The 15,571-nt window shown below is 71.2% G+C and carries 19 protein-coding genes; 11 read left to right on the forward strand and 8 right to left on the reverse strand.

What is annotated here, in order from left to right:
- Window positions 1–3: 3 nt before the first annotated feature.
- The 8 genes from NOO62_RS32550 to NOO62_RS32585 form a co-directional block, all read right to left on the reverse strand.
- Window positions 4–1,809, reverse strand: coding sequence for an SGNH/GDSL hydrolase family protein (locus tag NOO62_RS32550; RefSeq protein WP_268774368.1), 1,806 nt, complete (start codon window positions 1,807–1,809; stop codon window positions 4–6).
- A 103-nt stretch (window positions 1,810–1,912) separates the two neighbouring features.
- The gene (locus NOO62_RS32555) at window positions 1,913–2,572 is read right to left on the reverse strand and encodes a response regulator (protein ID WP_268774369.1); all 660 of its coding nucleotides are present in this window, start codon (window positions 2,570–2,572) and stop codon (window positions 1,913–1,915) included.
- Entirely contained in the window at window positions 2,569–3,825 is a 1,257-nt protein-coding gene (locus tag NOO62_RS32560) for a sensor histidine kinase (RefSeq protein WP_268774370.1), read from the reverse strand. Before NOO62_RS32560 ends, NOO62_RS32555 begins: the two co-directional genes overlap by 4 nt.
- Window positions 3,826–3,944: 119 nt before the next feature.
- On the reverse strand, window positions 3,945–4,367 hold the full coding sequence (locus tag NOO62_RS32565; protein ID WP_268774371.1) for a hypothetical protein: 423 nt from the start codon (window positions 4,365–4,367) through the stop codon (window positions 3,945–3,947).
- Window positions 4,367–4,978, reverse strand: coding sequence for a PRC-barrel domain-containing protein (locus NOO62_RS32570; RefSeq protein WP_268774372.1), 612 nt, complete (start codon window positions 4,976–4,978; stop codon window positions 4,367–4,369). Before NOO62_RS32570 ends, NOO62_RS32565 begins: the two co-directional genes overlap by 1 nt.
- Window positions 4,975–5,121: a hypothetical protein gene (locus NOO62_RS32575; RefSeq protein ID WP_268774373.1), complete on the reverse strand. Its 147-nt coding sequence runs from the start codon at window positions 5,119–5,121 to the stop codon at window positions 4,975–4,977. Before NOO62_RS32575 ends, NOO62_RS32570 begins: the two co-directional genes overlap by 4 nt.
- A 77-nt stretch (window positions 5,122–5,198) precedes the next feature.
- Window positions 5,199–5,609: an ATP-binding protein gene (locus NOO62_RS32580; RefSeq protein ID WP_268774374.1), complete on the reverse strand. Its 411-nt coding sequence runs from the start codon at window positions 5,607–5,609 to the stop codon at window positions 5,199–5,201.
- Between the two features lie 109 nt (window positions 5,610–5,718).
- Entirely contained in the window at window positions 5,719–6,873 is a 1,155-nt protein-coding gene (locus NOO62_RS32585; RefSeq protein WP_268774375.1) for a PP2C family protein-serine/threonine phosphatase, read from the reverse strand.
- Window positions 6,874–6,994: 121 nt separating this feature from the next.
- On the opposite strand from NOO62_RS32585, the gene NOO62_RS32590 reads away from it, so the two are divergent.
- The 11 genes from NOO62_RS32590 to NOO62_RS32640 all read left to right on the forward strand — a co-directional run bounded on the left by NOO62_RS32590 (window position 6,995) and on the right by NOO62_RS32640 (window position 15,537).
- Window positions 6,995–7,495, forward strand: coding sequence for a MarR family winged helix-turn-helix transcriptional regulator (locus NOO62_RS32590; protein WP_268774376.1), 501 nt, complete (start codon window positions 6,995–6,997; stop codon window positions 7,493–7,495).
- A 180-nt stretch (window positions 7,496–7,675) separates the two neighbouring features.
- Window positions 7,676–8,557, forward strand: coding sequence for an STAS domain-containing protein (locus NOO62_RS32595; protein ID WP_268774377.1), 882 nt, complete (start codon window positions 7,676–7,678; stop codon window positions 8,555–8,557).
- Entirely contained in the window at window positions 8,554–8,958 is a 405-nt protein-coding gene (locus tag NOO62_RS32600) for an STAS domain-containing protein (protein ID WP_268774378.1), read from the forward strand. Before NOO62_RS32595 ends, NOO62_RS32600 begins: the two co-directional genes overlap by 4 nt.
- On the forward strand, window positions 8,942–9,421 hold the full coding sequence (locus tag NOO62_RS32605; RefSeq protein ID WP_398971750.1) for an anti-sigma regulatory factor: 480 nt from the start codon (window positions 8,942–8,944) through the stop codon (window positions 9,419–9,421). Before NOO62_RS32600 ends, NOO62_RS32605 begins: the two co-directional genes overlap by 17 nt.
- The gene (locus tag NOO62_RS32610) at window positions 9,418–10,428 is read left to right on the forward strand and encodes a SpoIIE family protein phosphatase (RefSeq protein ID WP_268774379.1); all 1,011 of its coding nucleotides are present in this window, start codon (window positions 9,418–9,420) and stop codon (window positions 10,426–10,428) included. The genes NOO62_RS32605 and NOO62_RS32610 overlap by 4 nt, the downstream gene beginning before the upstream one ends.
- Window positions 10,425–11,681 carry a PP2C family protein-serine/threonine phosphatase gene (locus NOO62_RS32615; RefSeq protein ID WP_268774381.1) on the forward strand — a complete coding sequence of 419 codons (1,257 nt, stop codon included), beginning with the start codon at window positions 10,425–10,427 and terminating at the stop codon, window positions 11,679–11,681. Before NOO62_RS32610 ends, NOO62_RS32615 begins: the two co-directional genes overlap by 4 nt.
- 66 nt (window positions 11,682–11,747) lie before the next feature.
- Window positions 11,748–12,191: a DUF6278 family protein gene (locus NOO62_RS32620; protein WP_268774382.1), complete on the forward strand. Its 444-nt coding sequence runs from the start codon at window positions 11,748–11,750 to the stop codon at window positions 12,189–12,191.
- 148 nt (window positions 12,192–12,339) lie between these two features.
- Window positions 12,340–13,083, forward strand: a complete 744-nt coding sequence (locus NOO62_RS32625; RefSeq protein ID WP_268774383.1) for an amino acid ABC transporter ATP-binding protein — start codon at window positions 12,340–12,342, stop codon at window positions 13,081–13,083.
- Between the two features lie 28 nt (window positions 13,084–13,111).
- Window positions 13,112–14,017, forward strand: a complete 906-nt coding sequence (locus tag NOO62_RS32630; protein WP_268774384.1) for a glutamate ABC transporter substrate-binding protein — start codon at window positions 13,112–13,114, stop codon at window positions 14,015–14,017.
- Window positions 14,018–14,026: 9 nt separating this feature from the next.
- Window positions 14,027–14,671 carry an amino acid ABC transporter permease gene (locus tag NOO62_RS32635; protein ID WP_268774385.1) on the forward strand — a complete coding sequence of 215 codons (645 nt, stop codon included), beginning with the start codon at window positions 14,027–14,029 and terminating at the stop codon, window positions 14,669–14,671.
- Entirely contained in the window at window positions 14,668–15,537 is an 870-nt protein-coding gene (locus NOO62_RS32640; RefSeq protein ID WP_268774386.1) for an amino acid ABC transporter permease, read from the forward strand. The genes NOO62_RS32635 and NOO62_RS32640 overlap by 4 nt, the downstream gene beginning before the upstream one ends.
- The last annotated feature ends 34 nt before the right edge of the window (window positions 15,538–15,571 follow it).

Consider the following 15,571-nt stretch of genomic DNA (forward strand, 5'->3'; position numbering starts at 1 on the left):
GGGTCACGGCACGAGCAGGCGCAGGTCCACCGACTCCGCGAGCGCCGCGAGCCCCGTGTCGCCCGGGTGCAGATGGTCCCCGCTGTCGTAGGCGGGGAGGATCCGCGCCGGGTGCGCGGGGTCCCGCAGCACGGCGTCGAAGTCGAGCACCGCGTCGAAGTCGGCACCGCCCCGCAGGTAGGCGTTGACGGCCTCCCGCTGCTGGTTCGCGGCCGCCGTGCACAGGGACTCGCCCTCGCACGGCGCGATCGTCGCCGCCACGGTCCGCAGCCCGCGTGCCCGCGCGCGGTCCGCGACCTCCCGGAGCCCCGCGATCACCTGGTCCGCCGAGGCGCCCCAGCGCACGTCGTTGATGCCCTCGAAGACGACGACGGTACGCGCCGATGTCTGAGCGAGGACGTCGCGGTCCAGGCGGTGCAGGGCGCTCACACCGCCCGTGTCCGTGGAGACGCCGTCCCCGGGGTAGCGGTCGGCGACCACGCGGTTCGCGGAGATGCCCTGGTTGAGGACGCCATAGGCCGGTACGTCGGACTGGTTCAGGAGCCGCGTCGCCAGGACGTTGGGCCAGCGCCGGTTGGCGTCCTGCGTCGACTTCACGCCGTCGGTGATCGAGTCGCCGAGCAGCACGACCGAGCCGGGCCCGCCGCCGACGTCGACGCCGGTGAGCAGCGGCCAGGACGTGATCGTCGAGGTGTACGCCGCCGGGGAGCCGTCCGCCGTGTGGTCGCCGGGGCCGCTGAGGTACGAGCGCTGTATGGCCTGGCTGTGCACGGGCGCCGCTGCTACGGGTCCCGGCAGGTGGAAGCTGACCAGGAGGTTCGCGTCGGCCGGCACGTCGAAGTCGAGAGGGTCACTGAACGCCTGCGCGCCGGCCGGGAGCTCCGTGCCCGGGGCACCGCGGAAGGACAGCGGCCGCGGCGCGCCCCGCGCCCCCGCTCCGGCCTCCTGCATCGCCACCGTGGCGCCGCCGATCCGCACCGGTGCCGCCGCGAAGGTGTTGTCGAGCCGGATGCGCACCCGCGGCCCGCCCGTACTCGTGTGGACGACGAGCCGCACGGTCCGGTCGGCCCAGGGCCCGAGCGCCGTGTAGCCCGCGGTCGACGCCGACCAGGTGCCTGTCCAGCCCTTCGCCCCGCCCCGCACCGACAGGGCGAACACATGCAGGTCCGGGACGCCCGGGTCGCGCGGCAGGTGCACCGAGGCGACCTCGCGCCCGCGGGCGAGCGGCACCGTCACCACGTACAGCCGCGCCTTCTCGGCGAGTTGGCCGCCGGGCGTGTTGATGTGCGGCAGGGCGACGGACTTCGTGGCGAGCGGGCCCGAGCGCCAGTCCGGGGCGGTGAGCCGGTAGGTGCCGCGCGAACCGTCCCGGTAGCGGACGGTTCCCGTGCCGCTCGCCTCGCCGCCCGTCCCTGCGACCAGGAAGGCGAGGGCGTCGCCGCGGCCGTGGACCCGTACCGACTGGCCGTCGGCGCGCACGTTGTCCGGCGTGCCCGGTGCGGCCCGCGGCCAGGTGAGCCGGGCTCCTTCGACGCCGAGGGTCCGTCCGGGCGTCCAGCCCGCGGCTGTCAGGTCCCGCGCGGACAGGGAGCCGCCCGAGCCGTCGAAGTCCGCGGCGGCGGGCCGGGCGTCGTCGCTGACCGCGCGGTTGTCGAAGAGCCGCTCCAGGGGGAGCGGCCCGGGTCTGTGCGGTGCCGCGGCCTGCGCCGAAGTCACCGGCACGAAGCCCGTGAACAGGGCGAGCACGGCGGCCGTTCCCCAGATACGTCGGCGCACGACAGTCCCCTCCCGCGGTGGCAGCTGCGCCATGAAGCTAAGGAGACACGGGGGGCGAGTCAATGAGGGGCGCGTGAACACGACGCGAACTCACCGGACCGGGCCGCGGAACTCGTCGAACCGCGGCGACACTCCGTCAGGACGTCGCCGACACCAGCCCCTTCTCGTACGCGATGATCACCAGCTGCACCCGGTCCCTGGCGTCGAGCTTCGCGAGCAGCCGGGTCAGATACGTCTTCGCCGTGGCGACGCTCAGACAGAGCTCCGCGGCTATCTCGGTGTTCGAGAGACCGCGGCCCACCAGGGTGAGCACCTCGCGCTCGCGGTCCGTGATGCCGGAGATCGACACCTCGCGCGGCGGCACCGTCTCGGGGCGCCCCGCGAACTCCCTGATCAGGCGGCGCGTCACGCTCGGCGCGATCAGCCCGTCGCCGGTCGCGACGGTGCGCACCGCCGCGAGGATGTCGTCCAGGGCCATGTCCTTGACGAGGAATCCGGCGGCGCCCGCGCGCAGCGCCCCGTACACGTAATCGTCGTCGTCGAACGTGGTCAGGACGACGACGTGTGCGGGCGTGGTGCCCGACGTGATCCGGCGGGTCGCCTCGATGCCGTCCATCCCGGGCATCCGGATGTCCATCACCACGACGTCCGGGCGCAGTTCGGCGCAGAGCCGGACCGCCTCGTCGCCGGTGGCCGCCTCACCGGCGACCTCGATGTCCGGGGCCTCGGTGATGACCATGCTCAGGGCGGTGCGGACGAGGGGCTGGTCGTCGACCAGCAGGACGCGGATCGTCACCGGGCACCCGCCGCGGCCGGTACGGGCAGTCTGGCGCTGACCAGGAAGCCGCCGCCGGGGCGCGGTTCCGCGCTGAACTCGCCGTGCAGCAGGGCGACCCGTTCGCGCATGCCGACCAGGCCGTATCCGGTGCCGTGGGCCGACCCGTGGGCCGGTCCGGCGCCACCCCGTCCCGCGTCCTCGATCTCGATGGTCAGCTCCTCCTCGCTGAAGTCCACGGACACCGTGCAGGACGCCGTGCCCGCGTGCCGCACCACATTGGTGACGGACTCCTGGATGATGCGGAACGCCGACAGGTCGATGTCCGCGGGCAGCGGTCGGCGTTCGCCCCGCCACACCACGTCGACGCGCACCCCGGCGGCCGTCGTCGACGTGGCCATCCTGTCGACGTCCGCGAGACCTGCGGCGGGCCCGCGCGGCACGGGTTCCCGATCCGGGCCCCGCTCCCGGTCCTCGTCCGTCTCGCTCTCGCGCAGCGCGACGACCATCCGCCGCAGCCCGGCCAGCGTCTCCCTGCCCGCCTTCTCCACCGCGGTCATCGCCTCGCGCGCCCCGGCGGGCTGGGTCTCGACGACCCGGGCCGCCGCGCCCGCCTGCAACGCGATGATGCCGATGCTGTGGGCCACCGTGTCGTGCATCTCCCTGGCGATGCGCAGGCGTTCGGCGGTGACGGCCTGCGCGGCGGCCTGCGCGCCGAGCCGCTCCGTGTAGGCGCGGGTCCGGCGCACCGAGTCGCCGACCAGCCAGGCGACGACGGCCATCAGGACGGCGATCTGCCAGTCGGACCAGCTGGAGGTGACCGTGTGGGGGAGGCGGAGGGGGAGTCCGAGCAGCTGCCTGAGGAGCGCGTGGACCGGCTGGACGCAGAGCGCCAGGACGACGGCGGCGACGCGGGTGCCGCGCGCCGCGGTCGCCACGACGGAGCCCATCGCGATGTCCACCGCCGCGTACTGCAGGAATCCGATGGTCGTCTCGCCGATCGCATGCGTCGCGGCGTACGAGGCGATGGTCAGCAGCCCCAAGGACACCAAGGGGCATCGGCCCAGCAGCCGTCCTGCCCACAGCGCCGTCCCGGTGGCAACGGCCACCAGCAGCCACTCCCACGGTCCCGGCCCCGGCACCGCCCTCGTCGGCAGCCACGAGATGCCGTAGTCCGCACGCGCGGCGAACACCACGCCGGAGCACCAGCACACGGCCACCCACAGGCCGGGCGGCGCATGCTTGAGCAGGGGGAACGACGGGGCGGCTGGCATGCGGTGATCGTAGCCAGGGGGGATCGCTCAGGTAATCGGTCCACGGGTGTACAACCACGGTCGACAGCCGCCCCGGCAGGTGTCGTGCCGACGTTCCGACAGATTCAGTGGGACCTCCGTCAGACGCGCACCACCACGGCGTACGAGCCGACGCCGAGCAGGTGATGGCCGGGTATGCGCTCGCCGCGTGAGGTGTGGAGGGTGTCTATGCGGCCCGACTCCGGGTCGAAGGCGACGTCGGTGAGGGTTCCGGCGGCATCGCCCAGCTCCGTCAGCAGCCGCTTGCCGAGCAGGTCCTGGCTCCCCGACGAGTCCGTGGACGCGAACCGGGCCGCCGACGCCGCCCCTATGACCACCGCGTCCGGCCCCACCGCGTGCACGTCCGCCCAGGCCACGACGTCGCCGCCGTCCTTGACCCCGTCCAGCCGTACCGCGGTGATCAGAGCTTCCTCCGGGGCGAGGACGAGACCGCCCACCGTGCCCACCTGCGCGGCGTCCGACGAGCTCACGACGGGGCGGCCCACGGCCTGGCTGAGCAGCATCACGAGGTCCGCCCCTCACCCGTCGCGCCCTGTCGGCCGGGGCCGGCGAGCCGCTTGCGCCACAACGCCGTGGCCAGTTCGCCGAGTTCCTCGACGGCGTGCTCGGTGTCCTGCGCCGGTACCAGCAACGTGTCGCCGGTCATGGCGGGGCACTCGCCGAGCGGCAGGAACACCGTGCGCTCGTGCCGGCCGAGCGCCTCCGTGGACGACATCTCCACGCCGACCACCCGGCCCTCGCGGCCCGCCTCGACCACCACGTCCAGGACGGTGCCCACCTCCACCCCCCGGTCCGTCAGCACGCGCGCCCCGCGGACCAGACCGCCCGACGCCTCCTCCCCGGACGCGACGGCCGACTTGTCCTCGAGGGCCTCCGCCGAGGTGATCATCACCGCGTCCAGACCCAGCGCGTGCACCGCCGCCCATGGCAGGCTCTTGCGCAGCGGGCCGGACAGCAGCCCCCGCCCGGCCAGCGTGAACCCGGCGATCCGGCCGCCCGCGCCGTCCAGCACGACATCCTTGACCTGGGCGACCGCCTCGCCGCCCAAGGTGACCACCGGGCGCTTGGTGAGGTCGCCCGCCGACATCAGCGCCGCGGGGACGGACGAATTCACCGCACCCGCCCCCGTCCGGGCCGTCGGCCGCGCCGCACCACGATCACGCCGCCGCTGCGCCGCCGGGCCTGCACGCCGAGCACCGCGGCGCCCAGCAGACCCACCACGACGACCACGGCGATCAACCACACCCACCACACCATCGTCCACCTCCCGGAGCGACCAGGACCGAACCCATGGGACCGAACCCACGGGGACCGGATACCCGCTGCCCGCCGGGCTACCGCGCCAGTTCCGCCCGTATCGTCTTGCTGGACGCGTCCAGGGTCACGGTCACCACCCGGGCCAGCCGCTGGACCATCGGCCAGCCGAACCCGCCCGTGTTGCCCATGAGGTCGGGCGTGCGCTCCTGCGGGGGCCGTGGGTCCGCGTCGGACACGGCGATCGTGACGACGTCTTTGCGGGCCTGAAGGCGCAGGCAGCACAGGGTGCCGCGGGCATGCCGTACGACGTTGGTGACGAGTTCGGAGACGACGAGTTCGATGCTCGACGCGGTTCGGTCCTCCACCGCCGGGGAGAGCCCGGCGACGAAGGCGCGGGTGAGGTCCCGTGCGTCGGCGACCGCTTCGGGTCTCTTGTCGAAGGTGGCCGTTGCCGGCGGTCGGGTGAGCGGTGCGCGCTGCGTCCGCATGAGACTCCTCCTCCCGTGGGACGGCCGTCCCGTCCGGAAAGAACATCTGCCCGAGGAACAGCGTGTTCAACGCCTTCGTTCCGGCCGATGTGCGCGGCGCGCCCCCCCCTCAGGGGCGGCCCCGCCAGTCCAGGCAGAGGATCATGGCGTCGTCGTCGGCGGTGCCGGGGCCGCGATGGCCGGAGAGTTCGTGCAGCACCGCGCGCGGGACCTGGGAGGGCGGCAGGAGGCGGGTGCTGGTCATCGCCCGGGTGAGGGCGCGTTCGCTGTAGCGCTCACCCGTGGGGGACGCCACGTCGTAGACCCCGTCACTGACGAACAGCAGCCGGTCGCCGGGCTCGGCGCGGAAGTGCTCCGCGCTGTAGGGCGTGTCCTCGGACATGCCGAGCGGCAGCTGCGCGTCCAGCTCTATGGGCTCGGCCTTGCCGCCGCGTACGCGCCACATCCGCGGGGAGCCCGCGTCGATGATCTCCGTCTCGCCCGTGGCGAGGTCGAAGCGCAGGAGCAGCATGGAGAGGTGGACGGCGCCCTGGTAGTGGCCGTAGACGGCCTGGTCGGCCAGGCAGGCCTGGTCGGTCAGCGACAGTCCGGCCCGGCGGGCGTTGCGCAGCGCGTTGATGGCGAGGCTGGTGAGGAGCGCCGCCTCGATGCCCTCGCCCATGCCGTTGGTGACGGTGAGGGTGAGGTGGTCGGCGGAGGCCGACCAGTCGAAGTTGTCGCCGTGGATCGCGTACGCGGGTTCGAGCTGGGCGCCGATGTCGTACTCGGGACGGGAGCAGGAGCGGCCCGGCAGCAGCTCCCACTGCATCTCGGCGGCGAGGGTGAGGCGGTCGGCGCGCCGCGCCTGGAGGTAGAGGTCGGTGTCCCGTTCGGCCACGACGATCTCGTGCCCGAGGACCTCGGCGATGTCGCCGAGCTCGCGCACGGTCGCGGCGTCGCAGTTCTCCGCGGGGAGGCGGACGCTGAGGATGCCGGTGCGGTCGCCGCGCACGCTCACCGGGAGGTGCACGGTGACGGGGTCGCCGTGGGCGCCGGTCTCGACGTGCGGCTCCTGTGCGCCGAAGGCGCGTCCCGCGGGGCTGCCGTTGATCGCCACGGGGGCCGCCGTATGCGGCAGCGCGTCGACCGGTTGGAGTATGGTCATCGCGTAGTCGGCCATGAGCAGGTCGACCGAGCAGGCTGTGTAGCGACCGATGAGCGCGTTCCGCACTGTTTCGAGAAGAGCGTGCGGTGCTGAGGTGCGCAGGGCTCGCTCCACAGCCATGAATCTGTCCACGTGTTGGGTACCACCTGTTCCGGTTCGGGTCGGGAGTGCGGGAAGGGGCCGGGTCTCCGCCATGCCTCAGCGACTGACAGGGCCATTGCGAAGTGTCACAGTTGAGGGCATGGACTCGGAAACTTCCGTAAGGGGCGGGCAGGATGCGGCCACGCATGCTGCCCGGGAAGTCATCGAACTGCTCGAGGTGCTGTGGAGCAGGGGCAGGGACATCGCCCCGACAGCACCCGTTTCGTCGTCACAGCTGCGTGTGCTGTACGTCCTGGACGGCGCTCAGGGCATCAACCTGCGGACGCTCGGTGAGTGTCTGGGGTCGGCTCCGTCCTCGGTGAGTCGTATGTGTGACCGCCTTCATGCCCTGGGCTTCATTGAGCGATCCCTCAGTTCAGCCAGTCGCCGTGAGCTCGAACTGCGCTTGTCGAGCCGGGGAGAAAATTACCTCAACGAACTGCGGGCCCGCCGGGAGAGTGCGTTGCTTGACGCCATTTCGGCGATGCGGCCCGCGGAGCGCTCCGCGTTGGTGCGGGGTCTGAGCGGCTTCCAGCGGGCGGTGGACGGCACTGTCCCCGGGCGGCCCCCCGCGCGTGAGGGCACTGCCGAGTCCGCTTGACGCGAGGTGCGGTCGGGGCGCGGAGCTCTGCCGTAACGGTTCGCCCGATCACGTGAGTTTACTCCTGGCCCACCCCGGTACTCGCGTAGGTCCGGCAGTGACGAACCCGACTTCCGCCTTCGAAGATCGCATACCTCGGCTAACATTTGCCGTGCGACAACAATTGCTAAGGTGGATGGAATGAACTCCAGTGAGTCCGAAGCCCGGTTGCGCGTCAGTGCCGCCCTGCGCGAGCAGGGGGAGAAGGTGGCCGACCGTTGGGTCGAGCTCCAGTCGGAACAGGCGGTCCTGCAGACCGGCATCACCGAGGCGGAGCTGAACGAAGAAGCCGATTCCTTGGTCGAAGCGCTGCTCGCCGGCCTGGAGACCGACCTGCCCGCGCAGGACGTGGTGGCCTCCCACCCCGGCCTGCGCCAGTGCGTCACCGACCTGTCGCTGCGCCGCGCCAGAGGCGGAGCCACCCCCACGGCGACCTCGCAGGCCGTACTGGCGCTCAAGGAAGCGCTGTTGGAGGCGGTGCAGCAGGAGACGCGGGACGTGAGCGCGCTCTACCACGCCGCGCTCTTCATCAACCGCCTGCTCGACACCGCCGGCGCCATGTCCTTCGACATCTACGTGGACGGCCGCGAGGAGATCATCCGGCGGCAGAGCCGCCAGCTCCTCGAAGTGTCCACCCCCGTGGTGCGCCTGTGGGACCACGTGCTCGCCGTACCGCTGATCGGGACGCTCGACACGACCCGCACGCAGGTCGTGATGGAGAACCTGCTCGAGGCCATCGAGCGCGACGAGGCGCAGGTCGCGATCATCGACATCACCGGTGTGCCCACCGTGGACACCGCCGTGGCGCATCACCTGATGCAGACGGTCAACGCCGTGCGGCTGATGGGCGCCGACTGCGTGATCAGCGGCATTCGCCCGCCGATCGCCCAGATCATCGCGCAGCTCGGCATCGACCTGTCGGCCATCCTGACGCGCTCGACGCTGGCGGACGCGCTGGCCGCCGCCATCCCGCTGCTCACGGATCAGCCGACGCAGCGTGCCTCTCTCGCGGATGCGCGGTGAGCGCTTTGAGCGGCGTCCCGATCCTGCGCCTCGGCGATGTGCTGGTCACCGGCCTCCTCAACGAACTCGACGACAAGGCGGCCATCGCCGTCACCGAGGAGCTGACCGAGCGCATCGTCGCCGACCGTGCGCGCGCGATCCTCATCGACATCTCGCGGCTCGAGATCATCGACTCGTTCGTGGCTCGTACGCTGATGGAACTGACCACCACGGCCCGGCTGCTCGGCGCCCGGGTGATCGTGGCCGGCATGCGGCCGGCCGTCGCCATCACCCTGGTGGAACTCGGCCTGGAGCTGTCCGGTGTGGAGACGACCCTCAACGCGGAGCAGGGCATGATCGCGTTGGGCTGGCAACCGGCTCCTCGACCCCCAAAGGGGGCCCCCGTTGTCCCTCTACGGTGATCTCGACAAGGCGACCGCCCTGTCCGCCCCCAAGCGTTCCGGGAGCACCCCGGAGAGCGATGTCCGTACCGTCCACGCCATCCGCTCGGAGGAGGACCTCCTCACCGTGCGGCACGCGGTGCGGGACGCGACGCAGCGGACCGGCTTCGGACTCGTGGACCAGACGCGCATCGTCACCGCCGCCAGCGAACTGGCCCGCAACGCCTACGTGCACGGCGGGGGTGGCACCCTGTCCCTGGAGGCCGTAGGACAGGGCGACCGGCGCGGGCTGCGGCTGGAGGTGAGCGACCAGGGTCCTGGCATCGCCGACCTCGACCAGGCGTTCACCGACGGGTACACGACTGGTGCCGGCCTGGGGCACGGCCTGGGCGGCGCCCGTCGCCTCATGCACGAGTTCCACGTGGATTCGTCGCCGGGCCTCGGCACCACCATCACGGCCCTGCGCTGGAACGAACGACGATGAACACCGGCTCGACGGTACGCACTCTGCACATCGCCATAGACCATCCGAGCGCCGTGCAGAGCGCCGCCGACCAGGCCCGCTCGCTCGCTGCCGCCTGCGGGATGCCGGGTGCGCTGCCCGACCAGGCGGCGGTCCTGGCGAGCGAGCTGGCCAGCAACATCATCAAGCACGCGCGCAACGGTTCCCTGTTCGTCCAGCGCTCGCCCCTCGTGGGCGGCCTGGACGTCGTCGCCGTCGACAGCGGGCCCGGCATGCCCGACATCGGACTGAGCCTCAGGGACGGGTACAGCACCACCAAGACGATGGGCGCGGGTCTCGGCGCCGCACGCCGGATCGCCACCGACTTCGCCATCCGCTCCACCGCGGAACTCGGCACCCTCGCCCACGCCCGCCTCGCCCCGCCCGGCGCCGCACGGTCCGCGGCCGCCACCGGGGCCCTGTGCCTGCCCGCCGACGGGGAGGACGCCAGCGGCGACGGATACGCCGTCGCCGAACAGGACGGCATACGCACCGCGCTGGTCATCGACGGCCTCGGCCACGGACCCGAGGCGGCGGCGGCGACCCAGCGGGCCGAGCGCACCTTCCTCGCCCACCCCCACGCCCCGCTGGCCGAGATCGTCACCGCGCTGCACAAGGCGCTGCGACACACCCGCGGCGCGGCCGTCGCGGCCCTCCGCGTCACCCCCGGACGCGCCGAATTCTGTGGCGTGGGCAACGTCCGCGCTGTGACGCTGACCTCGGAAGGCGTCAACCACCAGCTCACCGGGCAGGCGGGCATCGTCGGATACACCCTGCCCGCGCCGAGGAGCCGGTTCGTGGACCTGTCCCCACACACCAGCGTCGTTCTGCACACCGACGGCATCGACCACCGGTGGGCGTACGCCCCCACGGCCGCGCGCCTCACCCTGCCCCCGGCACTCCTCGCGGCCTCGCTGGCCCACACGCACCGACGTCGCCGCGACGATGCCACCGTCCTCGCTCTTGGCCCCCACCTGGGAATGAGATGACCCGCGAAACCGTCCGTACGCTCGCGGCGCTGCGGCACACCGTACGAAGCATCGCCCTCGGGCACCGCCTGCCCGCCGAAGAGCGCGCCCGCCTGGTCCAGTCCCTCAGCGAAGTCGCCGCCCCCGTCCTCGGCGGCGGCCGCCCCGTCACCCTGCTCAGCGGACGCGGCACCGACGAGGACGGCGAACGCCGGCTGACCCTCGCCCTGCGCCTGCCCCGCCAGGCCACCGGCACGGAACCCGCGACGGACCCGCTGCCGCACGGCGCACAGGCCCGCCCCGACGGGACGGTCGTGTGGAACCTCCCCCTGCCCGAGGGACAGTCCACGAGCCGTCCCGCGGCCCTGCGCGCGGCGGCGATGCGGCACGACGACGCCGACGTCGCGCTCCTGGAGGAGGAGCTCCGCGCGGCGCTGGCCCGCGCCGACGCCCTCGCCGACGAGCACCGAAGGCTCAAGGACGAACTGGCCGAGACCAACAGCGGGGTCCTGGCCCTGTACGTACAGCTCGAAGAGCGCGACGAGCAGTTGCGCACGGCGCACGGACGCACCCTGCGCGCCCTGGAGGACGCCCTGCGCCCCAGGCCCCTGCACGTCGCCGGCCTCGAACTCGCGGTGCACTACGCGCCCGCCAGCGACGACGCCCCGACCGGCGGCGACCTGTACGACTGGTTCACCCTTCCGGACGGCACCGTCCACATCACCGTCGTCGACGCGCTCGGGCACGGCATCGCCAGTACGCGCACCGCCCTGACCGTCACCCACGCGGTGCGCACCCTCGCCCTCGAAGGCCACCCGCTGGAGAGCATCGTGGCCCGCACCGACAGCATCCTGGCGCCCTTCGACCAGAGCGTCATGGCGACCCTCCAGCTGGCCCGCCTGAACCCGGCCGACGGCCGCCTCGACCTGGCCAACGGCAGCCACCCGCCGGCCCTCCTGTGCCACGGCGACGGCACCGCGACCTATCTGGAGGTGCGCGGGCGCGGCGTCGGCTTCCCCCTGCCCGGCAGCGAACGCGTCCTGACCACGCACCTCGGGCCCGACGACGTGCTGCTGCTCTACACGGACGGCCTCACCGAGAGCCGCAGGGACCCGTGCGAGGGCGAGGCCCGGCTCAAGGACGCCCTGTGCCGCCACCGCGTCGAGCCGACCGAACGCATCCCCGGTCTGGTGGCCGAGGAGCTGGTCAGCGGGGTTCTCCACCAGGACGACACCCTGGCGATCGCCGTGCGGCGCACTTCCCGAGTAGGGTGATACGCCCGATTCCGTGATCAACTGATGCAGGAAACTTCTTGGCCAAGGGACACGGAGAGGTCGACCATGAACATCCCGTTCCTCGACAAGTGGCGCAGGCGGCACTCCGCGACGGACCCGGCCCAGGGGCTCGCGGCCGTGTTCGAGGAAGACCCGGACGGCGTGGCCGCCCTGCTGTCCGAGTGTGAGCTGCTGCGCTCCCAGGCCAGTGGGGCGGGGCTCGAACTCGATGACTCCCCGGCTTCGTTGGCCGCTCTCGACCAGCTCCTGCCGCGCTGGCGCGACGACCCCGAGCTGCTGCCGTGGCTCGGCAACGACGCGGGTCTCTATCTGGGCACCGTGGTGGTGCGGACGGTGCCGGGCGCGACCTGGCACGTGTGGCCCGGCGGCAGTCCCGTCGTACGGCTGAAGACCGGGCGGGACATCCAGGTGGTCGAGGCGGGGCTCGACTGGGCGGTGCACGGCGCGCCCGAGCTGTCGCAGGTCTACGGCGAGGCGTCGGAGACGTAACCCTCGTAGGCGCCCGTAGGCGTAACTCTCGTAACCCGAATTGCCTCAAATACGGTTAATGCCCATAAGTGCGTGTCGTCCATTAAGTCCCGTTTCCACGTGGATAGTTTGCGCGGACGAACACAGCTGAGAGTGGGCAGGTCTTGCCATGGCCGTCGATCCTTTGATCGAGCTGCGTGATGTGAACAAGTACTACGGAGAGCTGCATGTCCTCCAGGACATCAACCTCACCGTCGGCAAGGGGGAGGTGGTCGTGGTCATCGGCCCTTCGGGGTCGGGCAAATCGACGCTGTGCCGGACGATCAACCGGCTCGAGACCATTCAGTCGGGCGAGATCAGACTCGACGGGCGGCCGCTGCCCGACGAGGGGAAGGCGCTCGCGACCCTCCGTGCCGAGGTCGGCATGGTCTTCCAGTCCTTCAACCTCTTCGCGCACAAGACCGTTCTCCAGAACGTCTCCCTCGCACAGATCAAGGTGCGGGGCCGCAAGAAGGACGAGGCGGAGAAGCGTTCCCGCGAACTCCTGGAGCGCGTGGGCCTCTCCGCGCACGCCGAGAAGTACCCGGCGCAGCTCTCCGGCGGCCAGCAGCAGCGCGTGGCCATCGCCCGCGCGCTCGCCATGGACCCCAAGGCGCTCCTCTTCGACGAGCCGACCTCGGCCCTCGACCCCGAGATGATCAACGAGGTCCTCGAAGTCATGCAGCAGCTCGCGCGGGAGGGCATGACCATGGTCGTCGTCACCCACGAGATGGGTTTCGCCCGCTCCGCGGCCAACCGCGTCGTCTTCATGGCCGACGGCCGCATCGTCGAGGACCGGACCCCCGAGGACTTCTTCACCCGCCCGGAGAGCGAGCGCGCCAAGGACTTCCTCTCCAAGATCCTCAAGCACTGACGGGGGAGGGGACGTGAAGAGACACTCCATGCGGACGACACGCCTGCTCGCGGCGCTCGTGCTCGCCGCCTGCGCCGCCGCCGCGTGCGGCAAGGAAGGCAGCCCGCCCACCAAGGGCCCCGCGGCCGAGGAACTGCCGAAGTACCGGGTGGCGACCGGCTTCCAACTGCCCGAGTCGGGGACCTGGAAGCAGGCGAAGCGCCGCGGCCGCTTCGTGGTCGGCGCCAAGGAGGACCAGCCCTACCTCGGCGAGAAGGACCCGGCGAGCGGCGCCTACTCGGGCTTCGACATCGAGATCGCCAAGATGGTCTCGGCCTCGCTAGGCCTCGACCCCAAGAGGATCGAGTACAAGACCATCGCGTCGGCCAACCGCGAGACCGCCCTGCAGAACGGGCAGATCGATTTCTACGTCGGCACCTACACCATCAACGACAACCGCAAGAAGCTCGTCGGGTTCGGCGGCCCCTACTACATGGCGGGCCAGGGCCTGTTGGTGCGCAGCGACGAGGAGGACATCAGGGGCCCGCGGGACCTGGCGGGCAAACGCGTCTGCTCCGCCGCCGGATCCACCCCGTACCAGCGCATCCAGGCGGACCATCCGAAGGCCACCCTCGTCGCCTACGACACGTACTCGATCTGTGTCGACAACCTGCTGACCTATCAGGTGGACGCCGTCACCACCGACGACGCGATCCTGATCGGCTACGCGGCCAAGGTGCCCGACGAGCTCAAGGTGGTCGGCAAGCCGTTCTCCGAGGAGCCGTACGGCATCGGGGTGCCCCGCGGCGACAACGCCCTCCGGTTCGCCGTCGACGACGCCCTCGCCGCCCGCGAGAAGGACGGCGACTGGAAGAAGGCCTACGACGCCACCCTCGGCCTCTCCGGGGTCCCGGCGCCGAAGCCGCCCGCCATCGACCGCTACCCGGCGAGCTGAGGAGGCGTCGTGGACGTACTGACAGACAACTTCTCCACGTTCGGCAAGGGTTTCCTCGGCACCGTCGAACTCACCGTCTACGCCTCGCTCCTGGCCCTCGTCCTCGGCTTCGTCATGGCGTCGTTCCGCGTGGCGCCCGTCGGGTCCTTCCGGGCGTTCGGCACGGCGTGGGTCACGGTCCTGCGCAACACCCCGCTCACGCTGCTCTTCTTCGCGGTGCTGCTCGGACTGCCGCGCTTCGGCCTCGTACTGCCCTTCAAGGTGTTCGCCGTGCTCGCCCTCGGCTGCTACACCTCCGCCTTCATCTGCGAGGCGCTCAGGTCGGGGATCAACACCGTGCCCAAGGGGCAGGGCGAGGCGGCCAGGAGCCTCGGCATGAGCTTCGGCCAGACCCTGTCGATGGTCGTGCTGCCGCAGGCCTTCCGGTCCGTCATCGCGCCGGTCGGCTCCAACCTCATCGCGCTCGCCAAGAACTCGGCGATCGCGGGCGCGTTCAGCGTCACCGAACTGCTCGGCTCGTACAAGACGCTCAGCGAGCTGGGCTACAACATCATCTGGACCTTCGTCTGGATCGCCGTCGGCTACCTCATCATCACCCTCGCCATCAGCGCGATCTTCAATGTCCTCGAAAAGCGCTGGGGAGTCGCCCGATGAAAGCCCTCTCCCACGATTCGACCGCCCTCTACGACATCCCGGGCCCGAAGACCGTGCGCCGGCACAAGCTGTACGGCGTCATCTCCACCTTGATCGTGCTGGCGCTCATCGGGTGGATCCTGTACCTGCTGTTCGACACCGACCAGTTCACGGCCACGAAGTGGACGCCCTTCGAGTACAAGGGCATCCAGGAACTGCTTCTGCGGGGCCTCGGCAACACGCTCAAGGCCTTCGCCATCTCCGCGGTCCTCGCGCTCGTGCTCGGCGGACTGCTCGCGATGGGGCGGCTCTCCGACCACCGCCCCATTCGCTGGCTCGCCACGCTCGTCGTGGAGTTCTTCCGCGCCATGCCGGTGCTCGTGATGATCTTCTTCGTCTTCGTGGCGCTGAAGGTCCAGCCACTGCCCGCGCTGGTCGCCGGACTCACGCTCTACAACGGCTCCGTACTCGCCGAGGTCTTCCGATCCGGCGTCAACTCCGTCGAGAGGGGGCAGCGGGAGGCGGCCTACGCGCTCGGAATGCGCAAGACACAGGTCATGGGACACGTCCTCGTACCGCAGGCCGTGCGGGCCATGTTGCCCGCCATCATCAGCCAGTTGGTGGTGGCCCTGAAGGACACCTCGCTCGGATATCTGATCACCTACGAGGAGTTCCTCCATGCCGGGAAGCTCATCGCGTCGAACCTCGACTACGATTTGCCCTTCATCCCCGTTGTCATGGTGATCTCACCGATCTACATCGGGATGTGCATGTTGCTGTCGTGGTTCGCCCAGTGGGTGTCGAAGCGGCAGCGGCGCAGTCCCAAGACCGAGGCCGCGGACGTGGCCCCGGCGGAACCAGGGACGCTGCTGCCAGGTACGCAGTAGCCAACAGGGCCAACGCCCAACCCGGCAGCAGCCG

The organism is Streptomyces sp. Je 1-369, from assembly GCF_026810505.1.
Taxonomy (GTDB): domain Bacteria; phylum Actinomycetota; class Actinomycetes; order Streptomycetales; family Streptomycetaceae; genus Streptomyces.